An 18,898-nucleotide genomic window follows, 5' to 3' on the forward strand; every position below is an offset into this window, starting at 1 on the left:
TGTTGCTATAGATCCAATCGAATGATGAGAAGTTTTGTGAAGATTAATACATTCTAATTTGAAAGCAACGCTAAATTTTTCTTTTCTATACATAAAAAAATGCCCCTAAAAAGTGTCTAACTTTTTGGGGGCAGTCCACTTTCGTCAGGATTTATTCATTTATAAGTTTAAAGAAATCAGATAAACTAATTTTTCTTGCCTCACATATTTTAAAAAGTGTTTCAATAGGAATTCTATACGTTTTTTCACTTTTTATTTTTCTAATGGTGCTTTCTTCTACACCATGATTTTTTGCAAATGAAGTTTGTGACTTGCCTTCTTGAAGCCAAGGTATCAACCATTTCTTTGTAATGTATAAACAAATTTTCTCGTTTATATCTGTCATAGAAACAAATCAAGTAATTAAATAATAAAAAATTACGGTCGATCGACCGTAATTGAAATTCTTTTACTACATTTATAAAAAAATACAAACCCATGAAAAAAAGCAGAACACACGTTGAAACCCGTTTTTGGGCAGTTGATAAAAAACGTTCTGGATTACAGCTGATGGAGACCTTCTTCCAGTTCAATGATCTGACAGCGTCTAAAGAGATGCTAAACAACATTATGAATTATGCCCTAAAGAGAAATAGCTGGATTGATGAAGATCCGTCTGTGATCTATCAGTTTCATCAGGCGGTACGGTCTTTTGTGCGTGCCGGTTATCTCATTCATCTGAAGGAAAAGAAACGGGTTGCCCATGCTCATTTAGAAAATCCTTCTCTATGGGTTCTTGGCTTGCTTTCGGAGAAAGAATACCAAAACCCTTTGTTGGTTTTTAAAAAAGCATTCAAAGAATACAGTGTCAAGGAGTTTGATTATTTTATGTCCGGTATTGTCTATTTCTCCATGGGAATGTATGATAATCTGCCAGAAAGAAATATCGTGAATCCCTACATCCATTTGACCAAAATGCTGGATGCTGCCCACCTGATTCTTGAAAGGAGAGGGAAGTAGAAGCTGGGAGCGGGAGGTTGGAAGATGGAAGTTAGTATGAGTCGTAGTGATGGGTGATTGGTGTAAAACCTCTGATTTCTCTGCTGTCATTCTGAATAAAAATGGAATGTAATGAAGAATCTCATCTATTTCAGAGAGATTCTTCCTTCGTCAGAATGACAGTGTTAAGCTAAGGATTTAACGCAAAGGTTTACTACGATCATTATCTTATTACAAGAGAGCAAAGGAGGAATCAATTTCATTGATCTTTCTAAGCGAACGCATAGCCATACAGTTTCATCCGCGACTTTGTCGCAGTCTTAGCTCCCTTAAAGATAAAACGGTTTGAACTTAATCTTTGCGTTTTAAAGAAATAAAAGGCCTCCTTCATTCAATTGAGAAAAAATTAGTCAGTGTCAATCTAATTTTTATATTTGCACATCTTGGGAGATCACCCAAATATGGGAAAACCCTCAATAAAAAGACTAAAAATAAAATAACCAAAAACAAAGAAGAATCAGGAATGGATAAAAGTAATTTATTAATTATTGTAGCTTCGGTTTCCGTATTCATTTCAGTGCTTCTTGCTATTTTCCTTGTTACCGTAAAGACAAAACATAAGCTAAGCAACAGGTTGTTTGCCGTTTTTCTGATGATCAACGCTATCGATATTAGCGAACCACTGTTTAATATGATGGTTAATGGCCCATCTAATCTTGGAATGCTTAGAAATACATTTGCTTACCTGCAAATTCCGGTTTTTTATCTCTACGTCTTATCTGTTTGCTATTCCGATTTCAAGCTTAAGCCTCAATATCTCCTGCATGCACTTCCGTTTTTAATTGCTAATCTGGCTTTGGTGCCTCGTTTTTATGGGGTAGATACAGCTGCAAAAATCAGCTTTATTCAAAATCGTCAAAGCATGATAGAATTGCAGTTTAATCATATTCTGATTCATGTTCAGATGATTGCGTATTTCGTTGCTGTTTTCAGGGTGTTAAGAAAATCAAAGACACTCTATCTTGAAAACTATGCCGGGAAAAGTATCAGTTCTTACCATTGGCTTTTTCAGTTTACCGTTGTATTGTCTGTGGTGTATGCCATTGCTCTTTTGAAAAATATTTTTAAGTTTTCAGATTATCCCTACATTTCTGAGTGGATGAAGGCTGGGCTTTTATTACTATCGCTCTTTATTATTTGCTGGTATCTTTTCAAAGCATTAAATAATCCGGAGCTTTTCAGAAATGTTGATTCAAAATTAAAGCTTGTATCTGAGATGGTTTCAGAAGAGAAAAATAATGTAGAATCAGAGGTCAATAATAAGGAGTATAATGAAGAGCTTTTGAGATTGAAAAACTATATGACCGAGAAAAAACCTTTTCTTAATTCCTCACTCACCATTCAGGAAGTTTCCGGCGAAATTGAAATTCCTGTCCGGGATTTATCACTTTTGATCAATCACCAATTAGGGCAGCATTTTTATGATTTTGTAAATAGCTATCGCATAGAAAATGCGATGGATATCTTAAAAGATGAAACCAAAAGTAAGGTAACAATCCTTGAAATTCTGTATGAAGTTGGTTTTAATTCAAAATCTTCCTTTAATACTGCTTTTAAAAAACATACGGGTAATACACCAACTTACTACCGTAAGAATTTGTAATACAGTTATTTGTAATTACTCGTACTCTTTTTCTGAAAGATTCGAACTTATTTTTCTGAGCAAATGGGACCGATTACTTTTATTCGGTCGCATAACTTCAGCGTCTTCCACATCTTTGTATCGAAATAAATTTTTAACATTTAAAACAACGATACAATGAAAACTTCATTCTCACTTTTAGCACTATTCTTATTTATCAGCAGCTTTTCTTTTGGACAAAAATTTTCCACAAAGATTGATTCTATTATACAGGACAATTATAAAAAAAATCCGGGTGTAGGAATCAGTTTTGGCTTCATCAATGATAAAGAAGAATATTATACTTCCTATGGAAATCTGAATGCGGAAAGCCAGACTAAAATTGACAAAAATTCTTTATTCGAAATTGCGTCAATCACTAAAATTTTAACATCAAATTTAATTGCCCAGGCGGTTTTAGATAAAAAAATAAAGCTGGATGATTATATAGACGGTTACCTTCCGAAGGAATATGTATTGAACCAGAATCTTAAAAATAAGATTAGAATTTCAGATCTGGCATCCCATCAATCTGGTTTACCTGATATAGATTTTGCAAAATTGATTGAGCAGAATCCACAGCAGCCAGTAAGCGGTGTTACTCAAAATACATTGACCTCAATTATCAATAACTGCAGTGAGCTGAAAGATTATGGCAAATACCGATATTCTACCATTGGCTATACTTTACTGGGACAGATCCTGGAAAAAATATATGGTAAAAGCTATGATATTATTATCAGAGACCAACTTATTCAGCCGTTGAAAATGACCACTACATTCACTAAAGATTTTAATGTGAAAAACGTAACAACGGCCCACAATCCGGAAGGAGGAATTCAGGAATTCTTCAATTGGAATATTACAGCACCTGCCGGTTTGGTGAAATCTAATGCGGTTGATATGGTCAAATTTCTAAAAGCTGTATTAAATAGTAAAACAAGAATAGGGCAGGCGTCCATCATTGAGGAAAAGATCTTTTATAAAGATGAAAAAAGAGAAATGGGGCTAGGTTTAGGGATCTTAACAGATGATAAAAATACAATTTATTATAAATCAGGAGACTCTATGGGTCAGTCTTCCATTATATGTTACAACAGAGCAAAAAATGGGGGTTCATTATCCTTCTTGATCAGAGAAACTCAAAAATGAGACAAGATCTGATGAACAAAATTTATGAAACCGTTCTGAAATAAGTATCATCAGATCTCATCATTTTAATACAAAAATTCACACCATGAAAAGTTTTATATACCTACTGATGCTTACCGTAATAATGACGGGTTGCAAGGCAGGTCATACAGCAATGTCTCACAAGAAAAATTATAGTTTTCTTACAGATAGTTTACATGTTGAAAAACAATTGGAGAAGTATAAACTTCCGGGATTTAGTCTTGTTGTTTTTGAAAATTATAAGATTGTCTACTCGAATCAGGTTGGAGTGAAATCTATGAATTCTAAAGAAAAACTGGATGTAAACACTGCTTTTTCTACAGCTTCTATTACAAAACCCATAACAGCACTTCTTTGCCATATCCTTGAAGAGAAAGGGTTGATTAATTTGAATGATCCTATTGATAAGTATTTAAAACGCTGGCATCTGCCAAAAAGTAAGTTTACTGAAAATAACAGCCCAACCTGGAAACAGTTTTTTAACCATACTTCAGGGACAAGTCAAGGTGGATTTTCAGATTACTATGTAGGAGATCAAATTCCTACTATCAGAGAAAGCCTTTTAGGACAGATTCCGGGATACGGTAAGGAAATTGAATTCCTGTTCACGCCAGGAACTGATTTTGCATATAGCGGAGGCGGTTATGTGATTGTTCAAATGGCATTAGAAGATACTTTTAATAAATCTATTGCAGAACTTGCCCAGGAATATATCTTTTCACCTCTTGGTATGAAGAATACCACCATGATACAGCCTAATGAAAAAGGATTTCCAACGAATGTTGCTTCTGTTCACGATAAAGAGGCAAAAGTTATTAAAACAGGCTTGCCCATCACTCCACAGGTTGCAGCATCAGGAGTATGGTCTACGCCTACAGATCTGGCTAAGCTTTCTATTGAGATACAAAATGCTTTGCGCAATAAAAATAATAAAGTGATTTCTCATCAGGTTGCCAAAAAAGTAACAGAAGTAACGGCTTTGAAAAATGCTGTTGGCGGATGGGGCAATGGATGGCAGAGATCTGTAGCGTATAACAACTATGACTGGCTGATGTGCAGCGGCTCCAATACCGGAGTTGGAGGAAGTATTTTTGCCAGTATGAAAGATGGGAATGGCTTTGTAGTTCTTGCGAATGGTGAAAAGCCTAACCGTATCCCGGTAATTAATCAAACCCGAATCAGGATTCTGAAATTAATGGATTGGAACAATAAGCTGGCTGATACAAAAGCTCAGGAGATACCAGTAAGTTTAAAAAAGCAACTCATCGGTACATACAACGACTTTCTTTATGGACAGGGAGCGGATACAAAAATTGTAGAAAGAAACAATCGTCTGTATGTTGAAAATCAGTTTTTAGACTATTTTAAAGGAAAAAATGAGAATGAATTGGTATATCTGGAAAATGGACATTTTGCCATTGTAGATTACCCGAATCTATTAAAATTTGATTTCAGCAATGGAAAGCCAAGCGCTGTCATCTTAACAAGAGATGCCTTGGAGACAAAGATTGATATTACCAGCAAAAACAAATAAATATCCATTTCACATGAAAAAATTACTGACCGGAATTGTTCTTTTTCACTCCCTGTTATCTTATGCACAGAAGGATGATAAAACAATCGTTCTTTCTGAAATTACAGAAAAAGTAAAGCGTTATTATATTGATAAAGAAGCTTACAAAAAAGTAGATTCTTCATTTCAAAGCGACCTTAAAAAAGAAGTATTTAATAAGTTGAATAAAAGCGATTTTGCAGCGCTTCTTGCTAATAAACTGAGATCGGATATAAAAGACTACCATTTTTCTTTCAGATATCTGGAAAATTATAGCCCTGAAAAGGTGGTTGACGAGAAAGAAAAGGAAAAACTGCATGATTTTCACAACAGTCTTGAGAATTTTGGTTTTGAAAGCGTTCAGCGATTAGAGGGCAATATAGGATACATTAATTATAAAGGCTTTGCTTCCCCAAAATCCAGCGCCAATACATTAGCTGCTGCCATGAATTTTGTTGCCAATACAAACGCTTTGATTATTGATCTCAGAGAAAATCAAGGAGGAGATAATGATATGCTTCTGTTATTCTGCAGTTATTTTTTTGATAAGAAGACAGATCTTTATACTACGTATTTCAGACATGAGGATAAGACAGTAGTCAACAGTACGCAATCAGGTGTTTTGGGCGCAAAATATCTCCATAAAAAAATCTATATCCTTACCAGTAAAAGCACTTTTTCTGCAGCAGAAGCGCTTGCTTATTTTCTGCAGCAACATAAACTGGCTGAAGTAATAGGTGAGAAAACACCTGGAGCAGCCAATCCGGTAGATCATTTTGTTATTCAGAATCAATATCTATTGCTTGTTCCTACAGGAAAAGTAAGCTCTTTGATCAATCAGAAAAACTGGGAACATGTAGGTATAAGCCCAGATCGTGAGGTAAAAGCCAAAGATGCTTTAAAAGCGGCTCATATTACCATTTAAAGAATATTATAAAAACAGAAACCAAAACAGAGCTGAGCCCATCTGAAATAAAAAAGCTTATTCATACATTAGAATAAGAGATTAATTGAAGTGCCTTTTGATAGTTTGCTATTTTTAGAATCTATCAAGAAAAAGGGACAGGTCTGTTCAGACTTGTCCCTGTATGTGGTTAAAATAAGATTGTTTTCAGAACCTTTTTGTGATCCTGATGGTATGAAAGGTTATTTTAAAACTTGCTGGTCATAAAGAATATTGTCATATTCATCAAAGCTTATGATCAGAACTTTATACTGTTTTGCACTGTCGTTATTAAAGAACTTAATTCTTGGAGGAACATAATCACTGTCAAATAGGTTAGGGTTCCAATACAGTGTTTCTCTGGTGTCATTTTCAATTTTTTCCGGAGCATCATCATCAATCATTTCAATAGGGAATTCGGAAGGTCTGTCATATCCTTTTATGATGGCGGAGTTGGTGTTGGGAGTTTCTTTTTCAGTGCTTTTAGATTTCATATTGCCTTTCATTGTATAAATGGCTACTGCATCACCTATTAATCCAGCTCCTTTAATGATTTTTACCATCGCAATATTGTTGATAGGAAGGTTGGAAATCATGGCGGGGTCGGTTTGTACTTCATCTAAATACAGCTTAGCCTGCTGACCGCGGATGTAAGGTACATTTACTCCTGAATTATTTCTCTGAAACGTTAATCCGGCAGCTCTTCCCTGAAGCCAGTCTAAGATATTATTGGATCCTCCTGCATTTTGATTTTCATTAACGAAGTCAAATACCGTAGAATTAACGGAGCTGAACATTCCGGTAGACAGTTGTTTGTCTAACTCTTCTTTCGGATCTTTCTTTTTTCCTACCAAAGCTACTTCCTGAATCTGGATATCAGCACTTTCTTTCTTTTTAATGTTTTTCTGAGTGTTGATGGCTCTGGCAATGGCTGGCGGAAGGGTTTTGTTCTCACCGGATTTTACCAAAGTATATTTTGTGGTCGGAAAATTACCTTTAAATGGGGTAGGATTCACTAAAGGTTCCACTGTAACGTATAAATTATCAGTACTGGCTTCTTTGTCTTTTTCTGCATTCACAAATAATGAAACGTTCAAAGGTTCATCAGTATTGATATTATTCAGATAAACATATCCATTCTGATCTGTTTGAAACTGATTAATCATCGGATCTCCTTTACCTGCTCTCAATACCAGATTTACTGTACTATTGACTAGCAGGGCATTGTTTTTAATAGGTTTTACCCTGTAGGAAAGAAACTGTTGAGAGTTGTTTTTAATGGCTGGGGCAGATCCGTTAAGAACAGCATTCCAATCGAATCTTTTCCAGGTTTCAGAAATAAGCAGCGCATCCAGAGCTTCAGTATTGGTTGTTTTAGAAAAATATTGTGCAGGACTGTCTATTTTTGAAGTAAAATCTCCTGTTAACCAAAGCCCGCTCAGTAGGTTCTCTTCTTCCGTATTTTGGGAACTATTGTCTTCACTTACGAGAACCGTGTAATTTTTAAAATTGGATTCAGGAGAAAGGTCAATGCTGTTGAAGGCTCTTGGAATTGGCTTCAGGCTCTGGCCTACTATTTCTGCTTTCTCAACTTTTAAATTTCCGGGTTTTATAAAACAAAGTCTCTTGGCAACAAGATTATCCTGCTCATCAAAAATAGCCAGTTGCAAAACAGCATTAGCTCCATTGCTTACTTTTGTAGGGATAAGACTGGATGCCTCATTCGTCAGATGGTTGATATTGGCTCTGTAAGCAAGGTGGTTATTAATAATTCCGACAATTTTATAACCCTGAAGCTGCTGTTTTAGATTAACGCCTTTCAGGGTATATTTAACTCCTTCCTTAGAACTGCTGACTTCTACGTTAAGACCGCTGTCTGCAGCCTGTGGCAGATCTATGGTCTGGCTTTTCCCCGCATTGTCCTGAATGATTGCCTGGTATTTTTTTCCTGATGCAGGAGTAAGTGTAAAAGAGGCCACATTTTTATCAAAAGATTTAAATGTTGCAACAGGAGTTTTGGGATTTTGGATATCGATTACTTTTCCGGACCAGCTTTCCGGTAGAGAAGTGTTGCCGGATACTCTTACAGCAAATTTCGTAGGCATACCATTAATGAAAGTTCCTCCTTCCGGAAAAGCTTTTGCAGACCAGTCAGAACTTTTAGAAATTACTAAAGATTCCTTAGATTTTGGATTGTAAACCGGAAGTGTTTTGACAATTTGGAAGTCTTCATTAAAATTGGTCATGTAAGGAGTATAAGCTCTTATAAAGTAAACCTGCTCAGGAAGATCTTCTTTCAGTTGAAAATCTCCGCTGCCTTCACCATTGGTAAGAAGTGTTGTTTTCCAGTCTATTAATTTTTTATCAGCATCATACAATTCAACAAATAGGGTAGTGGATAATGCAGAACGGTTATAACCATCAAATACAAAACTTTTAAACCAAATCTTGTCACCTGCTGCATATTGGGATTTGTCTGTAAGTAAGTATACTTTCTCTTGTTCGTAATTATCCTCAAGATTGGTAAGTGCTTTTTCCAGTTTAGTTTGTGCCAGTACGGGGTGCACCATGGAAAGAAGCAATACACAGAATATATTTTTCATAGAAATCTTAACGCATTTAATTCTGTGCTAATGTAATGATTTAATGACTTCAAAAATTGATATTTGACGTGTTATTTCACTAAAAATAAATATGATTAGGCTATTTCCTTCCTGTAATTTCTGAATCAGAAAATAGGATTACCTGAAAAATACTCATCCTTGAATGTTGAGACAAACAGATGTTGTAAGTATGAATGTAATGGAAACGTTTTGTGAATTAAAGTTTTAGGTTGTAAAAATTAATCAATATATGGTGAAAAAAAGTATATTGAATGAATATTTTTATTATTTTTATGAAATAAACTAATACATGAAAATAAATGAAAAATATTCTCACATAAGTATTTATTTAAATATAAGATACTGCAAATAATCCATTTTAATTTCGATAATGTAATTGATGTCGCTTATTCGTGGGCTTATATTTCTATGGGTATAAAAGCAATATGTAATTAAAATAGATACAGGTAGAATTACAATTAAACATACAATCAAATCCAATTATTCCTATGGAAAAATCACACAATCACACGCATGGATGCACCCATTGCTCTTGCCACAATCCTGTTTTGGATGTTCTTAAAGAAGAGCTTTTCAGTGCAGAAAATCTGACAAAAATAAATCCCGGTTCAGGAAAAGCAACCCACGAAAAACCACAGACCCTGATGATCAGTGGAGGAATCATCCGTCCCATGATTGGCGGATCAACGGCTACTGTCGAGGCCATTGGTTTTGCTGATGGAAAAGTGGTGGTAACCGGTGAGAAAAAAGAGGTGGCAAAATATATGACGAAACACCATCCGAAACATCAAAAAAAGGAATTAACAGGAACTCAAACCTTACTTCCTGGTCTCATTGAGCCCCATGTTCATATGGTTCCTACAGCAATGATGCATGGCTGGCTGGATCTGAGCCCTTTTGAAGGACAGAATTTAAAATCGGTGTATGATTTGACTTCCGTGGGAACCATGATAAACAATCATATTCCTAAGATTCCCGGAGCTGTCATTTTAGGTAGGGGATTGGATCCTTCATTAATGCCTTTCGAAGAAGTAAATGGTAAAAAAGAGTTGATAACCATTAATAATACGGTACTTGACAGTATTAATCATGATACCCCTATGATGCTCTTAAGTGCTTCCATGCACACCCTTTACCTGAACACAAAAGCGTTAAACTATGTGTTTGATCACAATACTGATATACGGGATGAATATAAAACTGTAGACAAGTATATCAGTGAGACCAATGGCCAATTGCAGGAAGGTTTACAGATGACTCCTGCCTTGAAGACTGTAAAGCTGCAGATCATCGCCATGAGCATAGAAATCAACAGATATTTAACGGATCTTTTTAATACCGCCAATTCAAGGGGTGTTACTTTCATGTATGATGCGGGATTGAATAAGGGATCAGAAACACTTTTAACCAAATATTTTGAGACGCATCCCGAATTGGTAAGAACAGGTGGGGCATATTTGTGTTCCAGCCAGGAAGATGTAGATAAACTGGATCATTATAAAGAGCCAGATCATTACAAGCCTGTATATAATGGGCATATTAAAGTGGTTTCAGATGGTTCCAATCAAGGCTTGACGGGTTATCAGAGTGCTCCTTATCTGTGTAATCCAGCCGATAATACGGGAGTATTTAATTTCCCGCAGACAGGTATTCCTGCGAATACGATTCCGCCAGGTTATAATACATTAATCAATACAGTTGTAGCTGTAAAAGGATGGCCATTGATGGTTCATGCTAATGGAGATCAGGCGGTAACATTTGCAATCAATGCCTATCAGCGTACCCTTGCTCAATATAGAGGGCCGGAGCTTCGTAACCGTATAGAGCACTGTTCGCTTCTGACATCAGATCAAATTACCAATATGCTCCAAATGGGTGTTTCGCCAAGTTTCCTTATCGGACATGTGGGGTATTGGGGATATGCTTTTAAGGAAGTGATATTCGGTGAAAAGGCACAAATGCTTGATCTTTGCGGTTCAACACTTGCTGCTGGTATGAGAATTACCCTTCACAGCGACAATGAAGTAAGCCCATTGGGTCCTTTAAGAATGATGGAACAATCGATTACCAGAATCATGGAAAAAAATCCAAAGGATATTGAAGTGTTAAACAGTGCCGAACGTATTACTCCCGAGCAGGCTTTAATAGCGGTTACTTATGATGCTGCATGGCAATGCTATGCAGACAAATGGGTAGGATCGTTAAATGAAGGATATTTTGCTGATTTTGTTATATTGGAACAAGATCCTCTTTCATTGAATACACCATCATTACAATATATGAAAATGAGAGATATTCCGGTATTGGAAACATGGGTGGATGGTATACCTGTTTATGTAAATAATAAGACTGCAAAAGAAGTAACTGAAAAAAATGTGCTTTTTTCAGATAACGTATAATTTATTCTGAGAAGAATTAAATAGTTGCTAATTAAACCCGATCAGAGTAGATGATTTCTACTCTGATTTTGTTTTTAGATTTGATACTGTATTGTAATTAAGGTGATTGGATATTTAAATATTATTTGTTCTTGACATATGTGTCAATCATTTTTTGAAATTTTGGATTATTAACATAAACATCAAAGCTATGGCTGTTTTGCCCATCGAAATTATCAACAGTAAAAAAACTATAAGTAGATTTTAGAGTATTATATGCTCTGTCATTGTATCCTAGAGTTGTAGGATTCAATTCTTTTTGAAGACCGATAAATTTTTTTAACACATAATCGTCTTTATTGGTTGTAATGTGGATATTTTTTAATTGTGGGCTGAAGTTTCTATAAGCCCTGTTGTCCGATTGTTTTGTGAAATCAATTTCTCCAATTGCGGGTGCAAGCATGATGCAAACAATCCGATTGGCGTTTTCAGAAAGAGGGGTTTTGTTATCAACAGCTATACCGAGGCTTTCTGTATCTCTTCTGAATTTGTCATTGTAAGGAGGATTGCTTAGAGAGCTTAGAACAACTGATGCTCCCCGGCTATGCGAAATTATAAAAATATCTTTATTGTGTATTTCATTGAGAATCTTGCGCAATCCAAATTCTCCGGCCATTTGACTGTATCCAGTTGCATAAAACCATATTCTTGCTGAGCTGAATGGATTATTCGAGGTTAATCCATCCCAATAGAATTCAATGATCTGATCTTGGGTAGGATCTATGTTAATTTTTGTGCGTAAAAGGTCATAATTTTTTTTAGATTTTGCTTCATTATTATTGTAACCATGAACGAAAATGAATACTCTTTTTTTGTTTGAAATATCTTGACGGTATTCTGCAAGTTTTTTAGTTTCAAAATTGGTTAGAATGTGTGTTGTATTGTTCTGTTGAGCAGTTAGGTATAATGAGGATGTTTTTTTGTATGGACCTATTTGTGTATCCCAGTTTTCAGGATAGAAATTGCCATTAAGATCTACAAATGCGACCGTTGTATTTGGAGGAATCTGTATGTTGGGGTTTGTACTTTTGGGAATATTATTTGTACGGCACGAGCACAATATAATATAAAGACAAATGATTAAATAGTGCTTTTTCATAATATTTTGATTTATAGATTATGTAAATTTTTATTTTCCAAGTATAGATTGACGGAGAAAAGTCTAGGTATTCACTAATGAAAGTGGTATGGTGTTAATAGTCAATTGTTAATATGGTGGAAAATCAATTGCTTAAAATGAATCTAGTTTGCTTGATATAACAAATTAACTTTGGGATGGTCTTACTTTATTTGAAGTGGTATTGGCGTTTCCAAATATGTGAATTCTCTCAACAAACCCTTTCTGACATTTCAATATTTTGGAGTGTAATTTTGGGTGGGAAATGTAAAGAAATATTTTTATTGGAAGATGTGTTTTGTGATGGTTTTAGTTTTTTATAACACTAATATACGATTTTACATTAATTATTAAAAAATAAATTATAATAATTTGTTTTCTTTAATAAAATATTAAAATATATTGTTTGTTTTTGGAATTATACATTTGAGTGTTTTGAATCAAAAGAATAAAATAGTATTTGTTGTAAAAACAATCTGGAGTATGAGGATAAGAAATAGAATTAACATTTTCATAAAATACAATTGATGTATCCAGGTATATAATACCATGATTTTTTCTATATTTAGAAGACGTATATATAGGGTTACGAATGTTTAGAAAAATGGCTTGTGTTTTTATTTTGCACTCTAAAGCATGCCTGTCAATATGAAATAAAAAAGATAATGCCAATAAACCTAATACCTCCAGATGGAGGCATGTTATATAAAGAAACAGATATGGCTCAGTTTTTCCCTGAGCCTTTAAATGCAATAACTGCCCTATTATTTTTAGCCATCGCCATTTTCTGGACCCTCAAAATGAAGGGTAATTTAAAAAAATATCCTTTTTTAACCTACTGCCTGGTTTTATTATATATTGGTGCTATAGGGGGAACTATTTATCATTCATTCAGACAATGGCCCGTATTTATCATGATGGATTGGCTGCCTATTATGTTGCTCTGTCTGTCTGCCGGGTTTTATTTTATAGCGCAGAGTACCCGATGGTATTATGCTGTTTTCTTGGTTCTGCTATATACAGCACTTATGGTTGGTTTGAGAAACTGGATTTTGGTTGATAACCCTTCTCTTTTTATCAATGTCAATTATGCCATCATGGCTTCATTTGTAGTTTTCTCGGTAGTAAGGTATTTAATCTATACCCAATGGAAAGCTGGCAAATGGGTAGGTTTTGCTGTATTGTCATTTGTTTTTGCATTGACCTTTCGTATTGCGGATAAATGGGAATTGTTCAGCTTCGGGACACACTTTTTATGGCATACTTTTGGGGCAGTAGCGACATTTTGCATGTTTAATTATATCTATCTTACACAGAATATAATTAGAAAAACATAAGTGGTTTTTGTTTTCTTTGAAACTTTAATTTATACATAGGTAATAAACATTAATATTAATGTTTATTTTATTTTGTAAAATTTAGAGTTTAATTCTTTTAAGGTTGAAAAAGATGATTTACTTATATTTGCTCTGCAAAGCAAATCTAAATGTTCAAAAAAGTAAGTACAGTATTTATCCTCGGATTTTATACGGTTTTTTGTTCGGCCCAGCAGGTCCGGCCTTCCAAATCATCTGAAATTTACCGCGAAATCAAAACCCTTAAGCAGCTGCCTAAAGTTTTATACCTTGCGGCTCACCCCGATGATGAAAATACAGGATTGCTCTCCTGGTTAATCAACGATCAAAATGTAGAAACGGGTTATTTGTCTTTAACCAGAGGTGATGGTGGTCAGAATTTATTAGGTACAGAGCAAGGTGCTGCATTGGGATTAATCAGAACACATGAGCTTTTAGAAGCAAGAAAGTTAGACGGAGCCCAACAGTTTTTTACCCGCGCGATTGATTTCGGGTTCTCTAAAAATACCACCGACACTTTTAAACAATGGGATGCGGACAGCATTACAGCGGATGTAGTTTGGGTGATCCGTCAATTCCGTCCGGATGTTATCATTTGTCGTTTTCCTCCTACTGCGGCGGCAGGACACGGGCAACATGCGGCTTCAGCAGTGGTTGCAGAAAAAGCTTTTAAGCTTGCAGGGGATAAAAAAGCTTTCCCGGATCAACTAAAATATGTGAGTGTATGGCAGCCCAAACGGGTATTGTGGAATACTTTCCGGTTTGGCGGGGTCAATACAACAGCTGAAAATCAATTGAAAGTTACCGTTGGGCAATATGATGCACAACTGGGGATGGGCTATGGTGAATTGGCAGGATTAAGCAGAAGTTTACATAAAAGCCAGGGGGCAGGAACACAGTCTGTAGCAGGGATCAGGACTGAATATTTTTCCCACGTTATTGGTGACCCGGCAAAAACAACACTTTTCGATGGAGTAGTCAAAACCTGGACTTCACAAGGAAACGCTGATATTGATCGGTCATTAGATCAAATTATTTCATCTTTTAATTTTAATAACCCTGACCTGAGCTTACCTGCTTTACTTGCTTTACGAAAAAAGGTCATGGCATTAAAAGATGCAGATCTGAAAAAGGATAAGCTTAAATCTCTTGACAACATTATTTTAAGCTGTGCCGGCTTTATGGGTGAGGTTGTTACCAATCAGGCTGAAGCTGTTGCCGGGGATCATTATAATTTCAGATTAAATTTGATTTCAAGAGCTGCAAACCCTGTCGTTTTAGAAGATGTAAAATGGCTAATTCAGTCAGAAAGCTTCAACAGAAAATTATCAAAAGATTCTTTGATTACCATTCAGCATGACATCCGGATTCCTGCAGATGCAGCACTCACAGAACCTTACTGGTTGGCAAAACCTGCTGCAAATGCTGCAACTTTCTCTGTTCCAAATGATACTTTAATCGGATTGCCTGAGGCAGAATCACCGTTGAATGTTTTGCTTGGTTTAAAAATAGGTTCGGAAAAGTTTCAGGTTAAACTTCCTTTATCCTTCAAGAAATTAGATCCTGTTCGTGGTGATGTAGTGGAAGCCTTGCGTATTGTTCCTGCATTGGAACTGAAATTTACACAACCGCTTTATCTAGTCAAAGAAAATGAAGACTTACATTTGAGTTTAAATTTTAAAATTAATTCTAACAAACAGCCCAGTAAAGGTACCCTCAACTTCATGTATAACGGAGAAAGACTTGGTGGCACTGATGTAAATTCGCTCAATGGAAAAGATTTTACCATCAATTATGTTATTCCAAAAACTAAGCTTGCTTCAATATCTTCATCACGTTTGCAATTGGATGCCAATTTTGTTGCAGATGGAGTGATTTATCATAAAAAACAGGTATTAATTCAGTATCCGCATTTACCCTCTTTGCAGTATTTTGCGCCTGCTACTGTAACGGTGATGAAAGGCGATATTCAGGCGAAGGTTAAAAAAGTGGGGTACGTAGAAGGAGCGGGTGATTTCATTCCTGAGTTTCTGCGTATTGCAGGTATTCAGGTAGATGTTCTGAAAGATGAAGATTTTTATGGAAACATAGATGAATCTGGTGGGAACGGTAATTCGAATAAATTATCGCAATATGATGCCATCATATTAGGTGTTCGTGCCAATAACACAGAGAAAAAATTGGGTCGTTGGATGCCTTTTTTATGGTCCTATGCAAAAGCCGGAGGTAATTTGGTGATGCAGTATAACACCAACCAGGATACCACCGTTGATAAACTGGGGATGTACAATTTCAGTATCGCAAACAAGCGTGTTACCGAAGAAAATGCTGCGGTTACATTTTTAAATCCAAATCATAAATTACTGAACTTTCCGAACAAAATTACTGCGGATGATTTTAAAGGCTGGGTACAGGAACGTGGCGCTTATTTCCCTGCTCAATGGGATGCCGCCTATGAACCGCTTTTTGAAATGCACGATACAAACGAAGAACCTCTTCAGGGATCCACTTTATATGCAAAATACGGAAAGGGTAATTTTATTTATTCGCCGTTGGCATTTTTCAGACAGCTGCCCGCAGGAAATGTGGGGGCTGCACGTTTATTTTTAAACTTTTTATCTGCACAGAAAAACTGATGAACAAACAACTTAAAAACTGGAATATCTGGTACATACTATTAGCCGTTGCATTAGTATTGCAGATCGTATTTTATTATGGGTTTACTAAATTCTGGGCATGAGTAATATAGATTGGACAGTTCTCATTTTTACACTTGTTGCAGTGGTTGTTTATGGCGTAATGATCGGCCGTGGCCAAAAAAGTAACGAAACCTACCTGAAAGCAGATAATAAAATGCCGTGGTACATTGTATTGATAGGGATTATGGCTACACAGGCTAGTGCCATTACCTTTCTTTCCGCACCTGGTCAGGCTTATACGGACGGGATGCGTTTCGTACAGTATTATTTTGGTTTGCCTTTGGCGATGATTGTGATCTGTATCACTTTTATCCCGATTTTTCAGCGCTTAAATGTTTATACCGCCTATGAATATTTAGAAAACCGTTTTGATAAAAAAACAAGGGTACTCACTTCACTGCTTTTTCTTTTCTCCAGAGGCTTATCAACCGGAATCAGCATTTATGCTCCGAGTATTATCTTATCAAGCGTTTTAAACTGGAATATTTATTTGACCAATGTTTTAACAGGTGGTATTCTGTTGATTTACACCTATGTAGGTGGAGCAAAAGCAATAGCCCATACCCAAAAATTACAGTTTCTGATTATTCTGGGAACAATGGCTTTTGCAGGGTATCTGCTTATTCAGAATATGCCAAATGGAATTGGTTTTAAGGATGCACTGTATCTGGCGGGGAAATCCGGAAAGCTGAATGTAATCACCACAGAATTCGATTGGAAAGATAAATACAATATCTGGAGTGGTTTAATCGGTGGTTTTTTTCTGGCACTTTCTTATTTCGGTACGGACCAGAGCCAGGTCGGGAGGTATATTACTGCGAAAGACAATACCAATGCAAAAATGGGCTTGCTGTTGAATGGATTGGTTAAAATTCCGATGCAGTTTGCAATTCTTTTGATCGGTGCCTTGCTTTTCGCATTCTTTTCTCTAAAACCGGCTCCGATTTATTTTAACGAACGCTCTTATCAATATTTAAAGGAAACAAAACCTGACCAGACTGCGGTTTTTGAAAAAGAACATCAGAATTTACAAATAAAATTTAATGCAGAATCAAAAGAAATTCTAAAATTAAAAGAATCTAATTCTCCTCAACTCAATAAAACAATTCAGGATTTTAAAAACACACAAACAGAAGTAAAAGCATTGCACGGTAGAGTAGAGGAAGCGATCAATCAATCAAACTATAACGCAGAGAAAACGGATACGAACTACATTTTCCTGTATTTCGTAAAAAACACTTTGCCTGTAGGGATGATTGGTTTGCTGTTTGCCGTCATTTTTCTGGCCAGCTGGGGTTCCATTTCGGCAGCGCTGAATTCTCTTGCTGCCTGTTCATTAAAAGATATTCATCTAATATTTAAAAAAGAACTTCCTGATGAGAAAACCGAATTGAAGTACAGCCGCCTGCACACCTTAGCCTGGGGTATTTTCTCCATTGGAGTGGCTATGTTTGCTACTCAAATGGGTTCTCTTATTGAAGCAGTTAATGTACTGGGGTCTCTTTTCTACGGTCCGATATTGGGGATTTTCCTGGTTGCATTTTACTATAAAAAAATCATTGGCTCGAATGTATTTATTGCCGCCATTTTATCAGAAATTACGGTTATTGCCGTTTATCAGTTTGATATCGTTTCTTTCCTTTGGCTTAATGTAATTGGGGCAGCAGCAGTCATTGTATTTTCTGCAATCGGATTGCTGTTTTATAAACAGAAAGAAGTAAATTCGTAAGCAAATAATAATAAAAACAAACAAATAAAAATATTATGAAAACAATCATGAAATCTGCTGCCGTACTTGTGGCTACAATGACAATCTCCCTGAATGCCTTTGCACAGGAAACTAAAAAACCTGCCAGCCCTCCAGCTACTGCTACAGGAAAAATTAAAGATGCAAATATTACCATTGCCTATAGCAGCCCTTCTGTAAAAGGACGTACCATCTGGGGTGGTTTGGAAGCTTATGATAAAGTTTGGCGTGCGGGTGCCAATGAAGCGACTACTTTTGAAACGGATAAGGATATTACTGTTCAAGGTAAAAAGCTTCCTGCAGGTAAATACAGCTTTTTCTTAATCCCTAAGCAAAGCGGAACCTGGACTGCGATTTTTAATAAAGAACCAAAGCAATGGGGTGCTTATAAATACGAGGAAGCAAAAGATGCTTTACGTGTTGATGTAAAAACAAAGGCTTTACCAGCGACACAGGAAACTTTAGTTTATAAAATAAACAATAATGGATTCACAATGGATTGGGATAAAATCTCAGTTCCTGTAGAAATCAAATAGATTTGAATATCAAAAATTAAGATCCCGTTAATCCGGGATTTTTTAGGATAGAAGG

The 18,898-nt window shown here is 35.9% G+C and carries 13 protein-coding genes; 10 read left to right on the plus strand and 3 right to left on the minus strand.

Going from position 1 to position 18,898, the window contains the following annotated elements:
• Window positions 1-151: 151 nt before the first annotated feature.
• A complete protein-coding gene (locus tag BOQ62_RS11485; RefSeq protein WP_047388231.1) occupies window positions 152-385 on the minus strand; it encodes a helix-turn-helix domain-containing protein in 234 nt (77 codons plus the stop codon).
• Window positions 386-477: 92 nt separating this feature from the next.
• Between BOQ62_RS11485 and BOQ62_RS11490 the strand changes: the two genes are divergently transcribed.
• The 5 genes from BOQ62_RS11490 to BOQ62_RS11510 all read left to right on the plus strand — a co-directional run bounded on the left by BOQ62_RS11490 (window position 478) and on the right by BOQ62_RS11510 (window position 6,309).
• Window positions 478-999, plus strand: a complete 522-nt coding sequence (locus BOQ62_RS11490; protein ID WP_129039600.1) for a hypothetical protein — start codon at window positions 478-480, stop codon at window positions 997-999.
• A gap of 502 nt (window positions 1,000-1,501) precedes the next feature.
• A complete protein-coding gene (locus BOQ62_RS11495) occupies window positions 1,502-2,641 on the plus strand; it encodes a helix-turn-helix domain-containing protein (RefSeq protein WP_129039602.1) in 1,140 nt (379 codons plus the stop codon).
• Window positions 2,642-2,797: 156 nt separating this feature from the next.
• A complete protein-coding gene (locus tag BOQ62_RS11500; RefSeq protein ID WP_228413995.1) occupies window positions 2,798-3,811 on the plus strand; it encodes a serine hydrolase domain-containing protein in 1,014 nt (337 codons plus the stop codon).
• Window positions 3,812-3,896: 85 nt separating this feature from the next.
• Window positions 3,897-5,366: a serine hydrolase domain-containing protein gene (locus BOQ62_RS11505; protein ID WP_129039604.1), complete on the plus strand. Its 1,470-nt coding sequence runs from the start codon at window positions 3,897-3,899 to the stop codon at window positions 5,364-5,366.
• A 13-nt stretch (window positions 5,367-5,379) separates the two neighbouring features.
• Window positions 5,380-6,309: a S41 family peptidase gene (locus tag BOQ62_RS11510; RefSeq protein ID WP_164976730.1), complete on the plus strand. Its 930-nt coding sequence runs from the start codon at window positions 5,380-5,382 to the stop codon at window positions 6,307-6,309.
• 221 nt (window positions 6,310-6,530) lie between these two features.
• On the opposite strand, the gene BOQ62_RS11515 is transcribed toward BOQ62_RS11510, so the two are convergent.
• Window positions 6,531-8,930: a hypothetical protein gene (locus tag BOQ62_RS11515; protein WP_129039607.1), complete on the minus strand. Its 2,400-nt coding sequence runs from the start codon at window positions 8,928-8,930 to the stop codon at window positions 6,531-6,533.
• A gap of 509 nt (window positions 8,931-9,439) precedes the next feature.
• Between BOQ62_RS11515 and BOQ62_RS11520 the strand changes: the two genes are divergently transcribed.
• The gene (locus BOQ62_RS11520) at window positions 9,440-11,350 is read left to right on the plus strand and encodes an amidohydrolase (protein WP_129039608.1); all 1,911 of its coding nucleotides are present in this window, start codon (window positions 9,440-9,442) and stop codon (window positions 11,348-11,350) included.
• Between the two features lie 121 nt (window positions 11,351-11,471).
• Here the strand turns inward: BOQ62_RS11520 and BOQ62_RS11525 are convergent, their stop codons facing one another.
• Window positions 11,472-12,488, minus strand: coding sequence for an alpha/beta hydrolase (locus tag BOQ62_RS11525; RefSeq protein WP_129039610.1), 1,017 nt, complete (start codon window positions 12,486-12,488; stop codon window positions 11,472-11,474).
• 683 nt (window positions 12,489-13,171) lie between these two features.
• On the opposite strand from BOQ62_RS11525, the gene BOQ62_RS11530 reads away from it, so the two are divergent.
• The 4 genes from BOQ62_RS11530 (at window position 13,172) to BOQ62_RS11545 (ending at window position 18,843) form a co-directional block, all read left to right on the plus strand.
• Window positions 13,172-13,843: a hypothetical protein gene (locus BOQ62_RS11530; RefSeq protein WP_129039612.1), complete on the plus strand. Its 672-nt coding sequence runs from the start codon at window positions 13,172-13,174 to the stop codon at window positions 13,841-13,843.
• A gap of 149 nt (window positions 13,844-13,992) precedes the next feature.
• Window positions 13,993-16,497, plus strand: coding sequence for a PIG-L family deacetylase (locus BOQ62_RS11535; RefSeq protein WP_129039614.1), 2,505 nt, complete (start codon window positions 13,993-13,995; stop codon window positions 16,495-16,497).
• 100 nt (window positions 16,498-16,597) lie between these two features.
• Complete coding sequence (locus tag BOQ62_RS11540) at window positions 16,598-18,289, plus strand: sodium:solute symporter (protein WP_129039616.1); 1,692 nt, start codon at window positions 16,598-16,600, stop codon at window positions 18,287-18,289.
• A gap of 35 nt (window positions 18,290-18,324) precedes the next feature.
• Window positions 18,325-18,843, plus strand: coding sequence for a DUF2911 domain-containing protein (locus BOQ62_RS11545; RefSeq protein WP_129039618.1), 519 nt, complete (start codon window positions 18,325-18,327; stop codon window positions 18,841-18,843).
• Window positions 18,844-18,898: the final 55 nt, after the last annotated feature.

Origin of the sequence: Chryseobacterium sp. CH21, from assembly GCF_004119445.1 — a bacterium.
Taxonomy (GTDB): Bacteria; Bacteroidota; Bacteroidia; order Flavobacteriales; family Weeksellaceae; genus Chryseobacterium.